Origin of the sequence: Nocardia sp. 2TAF39, from assembly GCF_052114905.1 — a bacterium.
In the GTDB taxonomy this organism is placed as follows: domain Bacteria; phylum Actinomycetota; class Actinomycetes; order Mycobacteriales; family Mycobacteriaceae; genus Nocardia.
On sequence record NZ_JBFRFQ010000005.1, the window covers coordinates 156,920 to 169,271 of the forward strand.

Annotated in this window: 13 protein-coding genes and 1 pseudogene; all 14 read left to right on the forward strand. The window is 68.7% G+C overall.

What is annotated here, in order from left to right:
* The first annotated feature begins 7 nt into the window (after positions 1-7).
* The 14 genes and pseudogenes from AB4Z47_RS05345 (at position 8) to AB4Z47_RS05410 (ending at position 11,625) form a co-directional block, all read left to right on the forward strand.
* Positions 8-922: a NifU family protein gene (locus AB4Z47_RS05345; protein ID WP_441948275.1), complete on the forward strand. Its 915-nt coding sequence runs from the start codon at positions 8-10 to the stop codon at positions 920-922.
* Positions 919-1,557, forward strand: coding sequence for a DUF5947 family protein (locus tag AB4Z47_RS05350; protein WP_441948277.1), 639 nt, complete (start codon positions 919-921; stop codon positions 1,555-1,557). Before AB4Z47_RS05345 ends, AB4Z47_RS05350 begins: the two co-directional genes overlap by 4 nt.
* On the forward strand, positions 1,554-2,201 hold the full coding sequence (locus tag AB4Z47_RS05355) for a DUF6084 family protein (RefSeq protein WP_441948278.1): 648 nt from the start codon (positions 1,554-1,556) through the stop codon (positions 2,199-2,201). The genes AB4Z47_RS05350 and AB4Z47_RS05355 overlap by 4 nt, the downstream gene beginning before the upstream one ends.
* A complete protein-coding gene (locus AB4Z47_RS05360) occupies positions 2,198-3,556 on the forward strand; it encodes a hypothetical protein (RefSeq protein WP_441948280.1) in 1,359 nt (452 codons plus the stop codon). The genes AB4Z47_RS05355 and AB4Z47_RS05360 overlap by 4 nt, the downstream gene beginning before the upstream one ends.
* Positions 3,538-3,657: a DUF6893 family small protein gene (locus tag AB4Z47_RS05365; protein WP_441948281.1), complete on the forward strand. Its 120-nt coding sequence runs from the start codon at positions 3,538-3,540 to the stop codon at positions 3,655-3,657. The genes AB4Z47_RS05360 and AB4Z47_RS05365 overlap by 19 nt, the downstream gene beginning before the upstream one ends.
* Positions 3,658-3,680: 23 nt before the next feature.
* Complete coding sequence (locus AB4Z47_RS05370) at positions 3,681-3,998, forward strand: hypothetical protein (protein ID WP_441948283.1); 318 nt, start codon at positions 3,681-3,683, stop codon at positions 3,996-3,998.
* Positions 3,949-4,467 (forward strand): annotated as a pseudogene (locus AB4Z47_RS05375) (hydrogenase maturation protease); the annotation flags it as partial. The gene AB4Z47_RS05370 and the pseudogene AB4Z47_RS05375, both read left to right, overlap by 50 nt.
* Positions 4,468-4,557: 90 nt before the next feature.
* Positions 4,558-4,800, forward strand: a complete 243-nt coding sequence (locus AB4Z47_RS05380) for a HypC/HybG/HupF family hydrogenase formation chaperone (RefSeq protein WP_441948285.1) — start codon at positions 4,558-4,560, stop codon at positions 4,798-4,800.
* Positions 4,797-7,208: a carbamoyltransferase HypF gene (locus tag AB4Z47_RS05385; RefSeq protein WP_441948287.1), complete on the forward strand. Its 2,412-nt coding sequence runs from the start codon at positions 4,797-4,799 to the stop codon at positions 7,206-7,208. The genes AB4Z47_RS05380 and AB4Z47_RS05385 overlap by 4 nt, the downstream gene beginning before the upstream one ends.
* Positions 7,209-7,225: 17 nt before the next feature.
* Positions 7,226-7,552, forward strand: coding sequence for a HypC/HybG/HupF family hydrogenase formation chaperone (locus AB4Z47_RS05390; RefSeq protein WP_441948288.1), 327 nt, complete (start codon positions 7,226-7,228; stop codon positions 7,550-7,552).
* Complete coding sequence (gene hypD / locus AB4Z47_RS05395) at positions 7,549-8,661, forward strand: hydrogenase formation protein HypD (RefSeq protein ID WP_441948289.1); 1,113 nt, start codon at positions 7,549-7,551, stop codon at positions 8,659-8,661. The genes AB4Z47_RS05390 and hypD overlap by 4 nt, the downstream gene beginning before the upstream one ends.
* Positions 8,654-9,730: a hydrogenase expression/formation protein HypE gene (gene hypE / locus AB4Z47_RS05400; protein ID WP_441948290.1), complete on the forward strand. Its 1,077-nt coding sequence runs from the start codon at positions 8,654-8,656 to the stop codon at positions 9,728-9,730. The genes hypD and hypE overlap by 8 nt, the downstream gene beginning before the upstream one ends.
* Before the next feature lie 99 nt (positions 9,731-9,829).
* Positions 9,830-10,897, forward strand: a complete 1,068-nt coding sequence (locus AB4Z47_RS05405; protein WP_441948317.1) for a HoxN/HupN/NixA family nickel/cobalt transporter — start codon at positions 9,830-9,832, stop codon at positions 10,895-10,897.
* Positions 10,898-10,917: 20 nt separating this feature from the next.
* On the forward strand, positions 10,918-11,625 hold the full coding sequence (locus AB4Z47_RS05410; RefSeq protein ID WP_441948292.1) for a DUF6390 family protein: 708 nt from the start codon (positions 10,918-10,920) through the stop codon (positions 11,623-11,625).
* Positions 11,626-12,352: the final 727 nt, after the last annotated feature.

Here is a 12,352-nt window from a genome sequence, read left to right on the forward strand (position 1 = left end):
ACGGGAGATGACGGTGGACGATCGCCCGGACAGCCAGGACAACGCAACGCCCGACAGCCGGTGGCGCGAGGCGGGTGATCGCATCGAGACGCTGCTGGAGGCGAGTTCGGCGGGCGGTACTCTCGCCCGCGAGCGCGCCGAACAGTTGGTGCGTGAGGTCGCCGACCTCTACGGCGCGGGTCTGGCCCGCGTGCTCGGGTTGCTGGACGCGGCGGCGATCGAGCGACTGGCCCGCGACGATCTGGTCGCGAGTCTGCTGCTCGTGCACGGGTTACACCCGCATGACGTGCACACCAGGGTACGCACGGCGCTGGACAGCGTGCGCCCCTACCTCGGTTCGCACGGCGGTGACGTCAGCCTGGTCGGCATCTCCGACGGCGTGGTTCGCTTGGAGCTGGCGGGCAGTTGCCGCAGCTGCCCGTCCTCGTCGGTGACGCTGGAGTTGGCCGTCGAGGACGCGGTACGCGCGGCGGCGCCGGAGATCGAGTCCATCGAAGTCGTCGCGCAGACGGAGTCGGCGGGGCTGATCTCCGCCGACTCACTGTTCGCACGGGTGCACGCGAACGGCGACCGGTCCGGAAGCTGGATCGCGGTTCCCGAACTGGCCGAGCTGCGTGCCGGCGAAGTGGGCGGATTCGCCGTCGCCGGGCTTGCGGTGCTGGCCTGCCGGGTGAGTTCGGACGTGTTCGCCTACCGGGACCACTGCCCGGTATGCGACAACTCGCTGGCGGGCGCCGCGCTGCATCGGCGCGCCGGGTTTCCGGTCGGCGATGCGGTGCTGCGCTGCCCGACCTGCCGGGCGCACTTCGACGTCGTGCACGCCGGTGCGCGGGTGGATGGCGAGGGACACCTCGAGCCACTCCCGGTGCTCGTCCGCTCCGGTGAACTGTCGGTGGCGGTGCCGGTGGAGGTGCGCGGGTGAATACGCCGTTCCGGGTCCTGCAGCGGATCACCGCCGACGGCAAGTCCGCGCCGCGGGCGGGCGAACGGTGCGAGATGTGCGCCGAACAGATCGCCGACGAGCACCAGCACGTGGTGAATGTCGAAGGCCGCCAACTGATGTGCGTATGCCGCAGCTGCTATCTGCTGTTCGTGGACCAGAACGCGGCGCTGCGTTATCGGGCGGTGCCGGACCGGTATATCGCGTTTCCCGATTTCACGATCAGCCAGGGCGAATGGGACGCATTGGAGATACCGGTCGGCCTTGCGTTCTTCTTCCGCAACTCCGCGCTGGGCAGGACCGTGGCCCTCTATCCAGGGCCGGCGGGTGCGACTGAATCGGAACTTCCTCTGGCACAGTGGAACTCGATCCTGGAGCGGCACCCTGAGCTGGACGTGCTGGCCGCCGACGTCGAGGCGCTCCTGATCCGGGTGCCCGAACGCGGAACCGCGGCGGCGAGCTGCCTGCTGCTGCCGATCGACACCTGCTACGAGTTCGTCGGCCGGATACGGCTGCTGTGGCGCGGATTCGACGGTGGGCAGGACGTGCGGCGCTACCTGGACGAGTTCTTCGCCACCGTGTCGGCGCGCGCGCGACGGGGCGGCGGTGCGGCATGAGCCCCGTCTACTCGACGACGTTCGCTGTGCTCGAAATGAAGCCGGAACCGTACGCCGTCACACCGATCCTGTCCGCGCGAGTCGGTATCGCCGCACTCGCGGAGGAGCCCGTGCACGCGATCGCCCTGCGCGCGCAGGTGCGCATCGAGCCGTTCCGTCGTGGCTACTCAGAGGAGGAGGGCGCGGGGCTGGCCGACCTGTTCGGCCCGCGCGAGCGCTGGCACCTCACGCAGCGGTCGTTTCTCTGGATGCACTGCGCCACCATGGTTCCCGGGTTCACCGGTGGCGCGGAGGTGGATCTGCCGATGCCGTGCACCTATGACTTCGAGGTGACCGGGTCGAAGTATCTGCACGCACTGCGCGAGGGCGTCGTTCCACTGCTGTTCCTCTTCAGCGGCACGGTCTTCATCAAGGGCAGCGGAGGATTCGCGATCCAGCAGATTCCCTGGGACCGCGAGGACAAGTTCGACATGCCGATCTCGGTCTGGCACGACCTGATGGCGGCGCATTTCCCGAACACCGGCTGGCTGCGCCTGCATCGGGACACCCTCGATGCCCTCGCCGCCTACAAGTCCGGGCACGGCCTGCTCGGGTTCGATGACACGGTGACCAAGCTGCTGGCCCGCGAGGAGGAGCTACCGTGACCGCCGACCCCTGCGCCCGCGCCCGTGCCGTCGCCGACGCGGTGCTGTATGAGGGCTACCTGCTGTATCCGTATCGGGCGAACTCGCGCAAGAACCAGTCGCGCTGGCAGTTCGGCGTGCTGGGTCCAGAAGGTGCCGCCGCGGCCGGGCTCGGTGAGGAGTCCACGATGTCGGCGCAGTGCCTGATCGATCCGGCCGAGAACCCGGTGCTCACCTGCACCATCCGATTCCTCCAGCTCCAGCGGCGACAGGTGGTGGACGGCGCTGGTACGCCGATCGCCGAGCTGACCGTCGATACGCGGTCGTGGTTGTCCTGGGACGAGGCCGTCGCGCGGGAACTCGTCGTCGGCCCGCTGACGCCCGCGAATCTCGTTCGGCCACTGGCTGTTCCGGGCGGTACCGACACCGAGGAGATCACCGACGCATCGGGACGGTTGGTGGGCGCGTTCGTGCGCAACCGGTTGCCGCTCGCGGGGCGATTCGATCTCACGATCGACCGGGACGACCGATACCTGCGGCTCACGATCGCGGTCCGCAACGTAGGCGCGCCGGCCGCCGACAAGCAGGATGCCATTGCCCGCTCGTTGATCGGGACGCACGTCATCGCGGAAATCGCTGGTGCACAATTTGTTTCGCTGCTGGATCCGCCACCCGACGCCGCGGCTGCGGCCGAACGCTGCGACCGGCACCGCTGCTTCCCGGTGCTTGCCGGACCCTCCGGCGACCACAGCCTGCTGCTGATCTCGCCGATCATCCTCTACGACCACCCGGAGATCGCCGAGCAGAGCGAGGGGCCCCTGTTCGACTCCACCGAGATCGACGAAATCCTCACCCTGCGCGTCATGACGATGACCGACGAGGAGAAGGTGCTGGCCCGGGCGACCGATCCGCGTGCCGCCGAGATCATCGATCGCTGTGACGGAATGACGCCCGAGGACCTGCGCCGGCTGCACGGTGTGCTGCGCGACCCGCACCTCGACCCGCCGCGACTGATACCGGAGGTTCCCGAAGGTATCGATTGGTGGGACCCGTTGGCCGACAACGATGTTCGCCCGGAGTCCGATGCGGTACCGGTCGCGGGTGTGCTGGTGCGCAAGGGAAGCCGCGTCCGGCTGCATCCGTCTCGGCGGGCCGATGCCCAGGACCTGTTCTTCGACGGCAAGGCAGCCCGGGTCGTCTCGGTGCACGCGGACGTGGACGGGCAAGCGCACGTCGGTGTCGTGCTGGACGACGACCCAGCGGCCGATCTGCACGAATGGTACGGCCGCTACCTGTATTTCGCGCCCGACGAACTGGAGCCGCTCGACAACCCCCGACAAGTGAAAGGAAGTCCGCTATGGAATCGGTGGGAGTGATCTCGACGGCCGTCGTCGCAGTGCTCGCGGCGGCCGGTCTGTACCTCGGCCTGCGGGCGATACCGGATATCCGGCGATATCTGAAGATTCGGCACATGTAGCGGCCGACCGGAAGGGAAAAATGATGGGTAACCAACGCGAAGAGCCACAAGACGCCCGCGGCGAGCCCGGTACGCGCGACACCGGCTCCGACACCGTGGCCGCCGGAACCGTCGACCGCGAACCCGGCGATATCGGACACGAGGAGACCACCTCGGCCCACGGCACCGATACCGAACGGCGAAGCGAGTCCAGCACGGCGCAGGGGCACCGCGATGAACCGGCCACCCCGCCCTACGAGGGACGCAAGCAGACCGCGAACGAACCGGACGAGACGGCGACCGGCAAGGTCGATGACGCGAACGTCGGCGGCGCGACGGCGCCGACCGAAGGGGAGGGGTGATCAGACGGCCACGGTGCTGATCGCCGGGATCGGCAACATCTTCCTGGGCGACGACGGATTCGGACCCGAGGTCGTGCGGCGGCTGCCGCACTACCCCCACGCCGGTGTGCGCGTGATGGACTACGGCATTCGCGGCATGCACCTCGCCTACGACCTGCTGGACGCCTGGGACGCGCTGGTGCTGATCGACGCGCTGCCCGATCACGGGGAGCCCGGCCGTGTCGAGGTGTTCCGCGCCGCGACCGACGACGCCGGCGCCGCGCATCTCGACGCGCACGCGATGACTCCGGCCGCCGTGTTCGCCGGGGTGCGGGCGCTGGGCGGCGCGCTGCCGCCGACCGTCGTGGTCGGTTGCCAGGTCGCCTCCGTGGACGACGGGATCGGACTGTCCGAGCCCGTCGCCGCCGCGGTGGACGACGCGGTCGCCGCTGTCGGCCGTGTCCTTGCGGACTTGATGCCCGCCGGTGCCCAGCCCGTCGAGGGCCACACGGCGCAGGTCGGCACGGCCCGGGACGGATCGCCGCCGACACCGACGCGAGTGCGACAGGAGGAATGACCGATGTGTCTTGGCATCCCGGGACGAGTGGTGGACATCCTCGATGGCTATCACGACCAGATCGCGCTCGTCGACGTGTCCGGTGAGCAGCGGAAAGTGAATATCGGACTGCTCGGGGACGATCCGGCGCGGCCGGGCGACTGGGTGATCATCCACATGGGCTTCGTCGTGGAGAAGACCGACGAGGCCGGCGCCGCGGCGGCGCTGGACGGGCTGCGCCTGCTGCAGCGCGGAGACCAGCTATGACCGCCGCGCGGCTGCGGCGCCGCCTGCTCGTGCGCGGCGTGGTCCAAGGCGTCGGATTCCGGCCGTTCGTCTACACCACCGCGGCCGAACTGGCGCTGGCCGGAAGCGTGAGCAACGACAGCAACGGGGTGGTTATCGAAATCGAGGGCACGCCAACGGCTCTGGACGAATTCACCGAGCGGCTGCGCCTGCGGCCGCCACCGCTCGCGGTGGTCGAATCGGTCGACCAGACCGACCTTCCGGTGCGCGGCGGCACCGGATTCCACATTGCCGACACCACCCGTGCCTGCGGCGGGCGCACGCTGGCCTCGCCCGATGTCGCGATCTGCGCCGATTGTGAGGGTGAGCTGCGCGACCCCGGTAACCGCCGCTACCGCCACCCGTTCGTCAACTGCACCAATTGTGGGCCGCGGTTCACCATCATCGCCGGCCTGCCCTACGACCGCGAACGGACTTCGATGGCGGACTTCGCCATGTGCGATCGATGCGCCAGGGAGTACGCCGACCCCGCCGACCGGCGTTTCCACGCCCAGCCGATCGCCTGCCCGGAATGCGGCCCGACGCTGGCGTACTCCGGACCGGGTGCGGGTGACCCGCTGGCCGCCGCGCGTGAGCTGTTGCGCGCGGGCGGAATCCTCGCGGTCAAAGGCATCGGTGGCTATCACCTCGCCTGCGATGCCGCGAACGAGGCCGCCGTTGCCGAACTGCGCAGGCGTAAACGCCGCGGCGACAAGCCCTTCGCGCTCATGGTGCCCGACCTCGCGACAGCTCGCGATATCGTCGCGGTCGATGACGCGGCCGCCGCGCTGCTGACCAGCCCGGCCCGCCCGATCGTGCTGCTTTCCCGCCGGGCGGCGCCCGCGGCACCCCACGCGGTCGACGGAGATCCCGAGACGGCCGGGTCCGCTCCCGGATCTTGTGGCACCGCGGCACCGATGGCAGCCAGGTCCGGCGCGCCGGTTTCCGCCGCGCCGAACGCCGATCGACACCGTTGCCCGGCCCCAGCCGAATCCGTGGCGCCCGGTAATCCGGACCTGGGTGTCATGATCGCCTACACCCCACTGCATCTCCTGCTGTTCGGCTTACCCGACGATCCGCCCGGCCCGAGAACGCTGGTGATGACCTCCGGCAACCTCGGCGGCGAGCCGATCTGCTACGAGGACGACGACGCCCACACTCGTCTCGCCGGGCTCGCCGACGGCTGGCTCTCGCACAACCGGCGCATCCTCGTGCCCTGCGACGACTCGGTGGTGCGTTGGCTCGACGGCCATGAGCTGCCCGTGCGCCGTTCGCGCGGCTATGCGCCACTGCCACTGGCGCTGCCGGTCCCGCTGCCGCCGACCCTTGCGGTCGGTGCCGACCTCAAGAACACCTGCGCCGTGGCCGACGGCCGCTATGCCTGGCTGAGTCAACACATCGGTGACATGGATGATCTGGCCACGCTGCGATCCTTCGACGCGGCACAGCGGCATCTCGGCGATCTCACCGGAGTGCGCCCGGTGCAGCTCGTCGCCGATGCGCATCCCGGCTACCGCTCCGCCGCGTGGGCGCGCAGGCACGCGGGCGAGCGAGCGATGTACACCGTGCAGCACCACCACGCGCACATCGCCGCCGTGATGGGCGAGCACGGGCTCGGCGCCTCTGAGCAGGTGGTCGGCATCGCCTTCGACGGCACCGGATTCGGTCCGGACGGCGCGGTATGGGGCGGTGAGGTCCTGCTGGCCGGCTATAAGGGCTACCGAAGGCTCGCCCACCTGAAATATGTGCCACTCGCCGGTGGTGATCTCGCGGTCCGCAGGCCTTATCGCATGGCGCTGGCACATCTCTGGTCTGCCGGGATCGATTGGAGCGAGGATATTCCCGCGGTCGCCGCGTGTCCGGCGGACGAAAGGTCGGTACTGGCACACCAATTCGAGACAGGGCTGGGCTGCGCGTCCACTTCCAGCATGGGCAGGCTGTTCGACGCGGTGTCCTCGCTGACCGGCGTGCGGCACGTGGTCGACTACGAGGCGCAGGCGGCGATCGAGCTGGAAGGGCGGTCGCGTGGCGCGGAGGAAGGCGCGACCGAATACCGGTTCACGCTCGGCGAGGGCGATCCCGCCGCCATCGATCCTGCCTCGATGCTGGCGGCCGTGGTGGCCGACGTGCGCAGCGGCGTACCCGCCGCGGTGGTCGGCGCGCGGTTCCATGCGGCCGTCGCCCGGTTGGTGGTCGATCTCGCGGTCCGCTACGCCGCGGCCCCGACGACCGTCGCTCTGTCCGGCGGCGTCTTCCAGAACGCCCTGCTGCTCACGCGGTCTTGTGCGCTACTGCGGGACAGCGGGTTCACCGTGATCAGCCATCACCGGCTGCCGCCCAACGACGGCGGCCTCGCGTTCGGGCAACTCCTCGCGGGCAGCGGGGGATGAGCGGAAGGAGAGCAACGATGTGTCTAGCGGTGCCAGGGAAAGTGCTCAGCCTGCACGAGCGCGACGGCACGATGATGTCGGTCGTCGACTTCGGCGGCGTGCACAAGGACGTGTGCTTGCAATACATCCCGGACGCGGCCGTCGGCGACTACGTCGTGGTTCACGTGGGATTCGCGATTCAGCGGCTGGACGAGGAGTCCGCGCTGAAGACATTGGCCGAGTTCGAACATCTCGGCGTACTGAACGAGGAATTCGGCGACGGCTTCGCCATCGCTGCCAAGCAGGCGGGTCTCGACAACCCCGCGGCCGAGCCGCCACGCGAGGAACCAGAGGTGACGCCATGAAGTATTTGGATGAATTCAGCAACCCCGAGCTCGCCAAGCACCTGCTCGACCGGATCCGTGCCGCCACCAGCAGACGCTGGTCGATCATGGAAGTCTGTGGCGGACAAACGCATTCGATCATCCGCCACGGAATCGACCAGCTACTGCCCGACCAGATCGAGATGATCCACGGCCCTGGCTGCCCTGTCTGCGTCACTCCGCTCGAGGTGATCGACAAGGCGTTGGAGATCGCGGCAAGGCCCGGCGTGATCTTCTGCTCGTTCGGTGACATGCTGCGCGTGCCGGGTAGCACCAAGGATCTGTTCCGGGTCAAGAGCGAGGGCGGCGATGTCCGGGTGGTCTACTCGCCGCTGGACGCGCTCAACCTGGCCAAGGAGAACCCCGATCGCGAGGTCGTGTTCTTCGGCATCGGTTTCGAGACCACCGCCCCGGCCAACGCCATGACGGTTTACCAGGCGAAACGACTCGGCATCCGGAACTTCTCGCTGCTGGTGTCGCATGTGCTCGTTCCGCCTGCCATCGCCGCGATCATGGAGTCGCCCACCTGTCGGGTGCAGGCATTCCTCGCGGCCGGGCATGTCTGCACGGTGATGGGTACCGACGAATACCCGCCACTGGCTGAGCAGTACCGGGTTCCCATGGTGGTCACCGGCTTCGAGCCGCTGGACATCCTGGAGGGCATTCGCCGCACGGTGCTGCAACTGGAGACCGGCAGGCACGAACTGGAGAACGCCTATCCGCGTGCGGTGGCCGCGGCGGGCAACCCGGCCGCGAAAGCCATGTTGCAGGATGTCTTCGAGGTGACCGACCGGGCGTGGCGTGGCATCGGCATGATCCCGCGCAGCGGCTGGCGGCTGTCGGAGCGCTACCGCGAGTTCGATGCCGAAGAGCGCTTCTCGGTGGGGGATCTGCACACCGCCGAGTCGTCGATCTGCCGCTCGGGTGAGGTGTTGCAGGGGCTCATCAAACCGAATGAGTGCGCGGCCTTCGGTAAGGAGTGCACGCCACGAAACCCGTTGGGTGCCACCATGGTGTCCTCGGAAGGCGCATGCGCCGCCTACTACCTCTACCGTCGGCTCGATCTCCCGGCGGAGGTGGCCCATGCCTGAGGAAGGCACAGCTCCTGTGACGATCGACATGGACGGCTGGGTGTGTCCGATGCCGTTGCGGGATTCGCCGAACATTGTGATGGGCCACGGCGGTGGTGGCGCGATGTCCGGCGAGCTGATCGAGCACCTGTTCCTGCCCGCGTTCGGCTCGGCCGCGCAGGCGGACATGGGCGACTCCGCGGTGGTCACGCTCGGCGGCGCCCGGCTGGCATTCTCGACCGACTCGTTCGTGGTCAAGCCGATCGTTTTCCCTGGCGGCACGATCGGGGAGCTCGCGGTCAACGGCACGGTGAACGATCTGGCCATGGCGGGCGCGCGCCCGATGGTGCTGTCGACCGCGTTCATCCTGGAGGAGGGCACCGCGCTGGCCGACATCGCGCGCATCGCGCAGGCGGTCGGCACCGCGGCCTTGGCGGCGGGGGTCCAGCTGGTCACCGGAGATACCAAGGTGGTCGACGCCGGGCACGGGGACGGGATCTATCTCAACACCGCCGGAATCGGCCTCGTGGACCCTGGCGTGGACATCCGGCCGCAGCGCGCGACCCCGGGCGACGTCGTGCTGGTCAGCGGCGACATCGGGGTGCACGGCGTCGCGGTGCTCAGCTGTCGCGAGGGATTGGAGTTCGGCACCACCGTGCTCAGCGATACCGCGCCGCTGCACGGACTGGTCGCGGCGATGCTGGCGACCGGCGCCGACGTGCACATGCTGCGCGATCCCACCCGCGGCGGCGTCGCCGCGTCGCTCAACGAGATCGCTCGCGCCGCGAATGTCGGTGTGGCGCTGGACGAGCGGCAGCTTCCGGTCCCCGCCGGTGTGCGGGACGCGTGCGGGCTGCTCGGGCTGGACCCGTTGTACGTGGCCAACGAGGGCAAGCTTCTCGCGTTCGTCGCCGCGGAGGACGCAGACCGCGTGCTCGCGGCGATGCGGGAGCACCCGCTGGGCGCGCAGGCGGCGGCCATCGGCCGGTGTGTCGCCGAGCATCCTGGGATGGTGGTTGCCCGCACGGCCCTCGGCGGGACCCGCGTGGTGGATCTGCCCGCGGGAGAGCAGTTGCCGCGTATCTGTTGAGACGGCGGGCGCGACCGCCCGTCCGAGCAAGAAGGCGAGGTGTCCGTTATCGTCCAGGTCGCCGACCATTCTGTGGTGCCGCGCGGCGCATGGGCCCGGCTGGACCGGAGGCAGCGGCGCGGCGTCGTCGCGATGGCGCTCGTCATCCTGGCGCTGCACGTCCTCGGGTGGGGTGCGCTGCTCCTGTTGGTCGTTCCCGGCCGCTACATCGTGGACGGGGCGGTGTTCGGCGTCGGGCTCGGCGTCACCGCCTACACGCTCGGGATGCGGCACGCGTTCGATGCCGACCACATCGCGGCGATCGACAACACCACCCGGAAACTGGTGGCGGACGGGCGGAAACCGCTGTCGGTCGGGTTCTGGTTCGCGCTCGGACACTCGACCATCGTCTTCGTCCTGGTCGCGGGGCTGGCATTCGGCGTCAAGACGCTCGCGGCGAACCTGCGCGACGGGGACTCCAGGCTGCAGCGGTGGACCGGTGTGTTCGGCACCGGCGTCTCGGGGACCTTCCTCCTCCTCATCGGCCTGCTGAACCTGGTGTCGCTGATCGGGATCTGGCGGATGTTCCGCGGGGTGCGGCGCGGCAACTACGACGAGGCCGCGCTGCGATGGCAACTGGAACACCGCGGCGCGCTGAACCGGATACTGCGACCGCTGACTCGGGCAGTGCGCACGCCGTGGCGGATGTATCCGGTCGGGCTGCTGTTCGGCCTCGGCTTCGACACCGTCACCGAGGTGAGCCTGCTGGTGATCGCGGGCGGCGCGGCGGCGACCGACCTGCCCTGGTATGCGATTCTCGTGCTGCCCGTGCTGTTCTCGGCGGGCATGGCGCTGTTCGACGCGCTGGACGGCGCCTGCATGAACTACGCCTACGGGTGGGCATTCACCGGTCCGCTCCGCACGATCTACTACAACATCGTCGTGACCGGGCTGTCGGTCGCCGTCGCCTTCCTGATCGGCGCGCAGGAGATGATCTCGATCCTGACCGACCAGTTCGGCGTCACCAACGGTCCGCTGGCCTGGGTCGGCGATCTGGATCTCGGCGCGCTCGGCTTCCTCGTTGTCGGCCTGTTCCTGCTCACCTGGGCGATCGCTGTCGGGGTGTGGCGATTCGGCGATCTCGAACAGCGGTGGCGCGCCGACCGCATCGCAGAACGGCCCGGCTGATGGCAGGCGGCGGAGCGGAGATGTTCGCCCGGTATGCCTACGCCCCCAACCGGCTCGGCTACTGCGGGCCACCCGATGCGGTCGCGCTGCGCGACGGGACGGACGAGCAGGTGCGGGCGGTGGCTCGGCGATTCACCGGCGCGTGGCCGTATTTGCGGGTGATGGCGGGGATGACGGGGATCTCCGACCCGCTGGATCGCCGCCTCGTCGAGTCCTACTGGCTGGGCGGCGGGGTCGGCGCCGAGCTGGACCCGGCCGAGTTCACCGCCGAGTTGCTGGCTTTGCTCGGCCCGGTCGCCGGCGGCTACTGGACGCATCTGACCCCGGACCTCGCCAACGAGGCCGTAGCCAACCACTGCTTCCACGTCTTCGGCGTGTATCCGTGGTCCCGCCTGCTCGACCGCGGCAACGGACATCCGCTGCATGTGCTCGACAGTTGCCGGATCACGTGGGGGACGGTGGTCGACCGCACCGACACCGAGATCGCGCTGCGCTGTCGCAGGCTGAGCTGGGACGGGCGGCTCGCGCTGTCGGCGGAAACGGTGCGGCCCATGCCGATTCGGGTAGACGGCTACGCGGCGGTGCCGGATATCGCGGTGGGGGAACAGGTCGCGGTGCACTGGGGGCGGCTGTGCGGACGGCTCGACGATGCTCAGGTGCGCGCCTTGGCGGCGGGCACGGTGCGCCAGCTGGAGGTCACCAACAGGCGCCTTGCCGCACGCCGCTGAGACCGCTGTCTTGGTGACTGCAATCCTCACCGGCAGGCCGACGGGCGGGCAGTCGAAACTTCCACATGGATAGGAGTTTCCGGCTTCCCTGTCGGCGGTGAGTGCCAACCGTTGCGTCATCTCACACCTGCGCGCACGTTGACGCCGACGATTCAGCAGGCTTCTCGACTGCTGTAGCCCTGACGCATGAGCTGGAAGTATGCGTCCCGCCCACACGTCAACCGGCGGCCTCCGCCCCACTGCGGTCATCCTGGATCCGGAACTTCCACCCACCGCCCTTCAAGCTGAGATGTTGCAACGACCACTTGACCCCCAGGTCGGCCGCGGCTCGAAAACGGCAGGTAGACAGCAAATTTCGTTAGCTTACTAGCTCACTACGAGCAGCGGGTTGTTTGGCATCGTTCATAGCGTGTGGTCCCGTTCTGGTCCCGCTCCTGGAGGTCGTCGCACGCTCAGCGGGGCGAGGGTTTCCGGGTGTAGCTTCCATAAAAGCCTCCTCCCATCTCAGGCGGATTCCCGACGAAGTTGTAAGAGATTCCGTCGCTGAGTTGCCAGCCCCCGACGCTTGCGACCGACGGGCTAACCTCGGCCATTCACGCTAATTCCGGCACTGCGTGCCGGAATTAGGGAAAAGGTGCTCTGAACTGCGATAATTCGATTTGTCTAGGACCGAAGTTCGCAGTTGCAGGAGCACCTTCTCGGTGAAGCAGTCTATGTCGTGGTACCC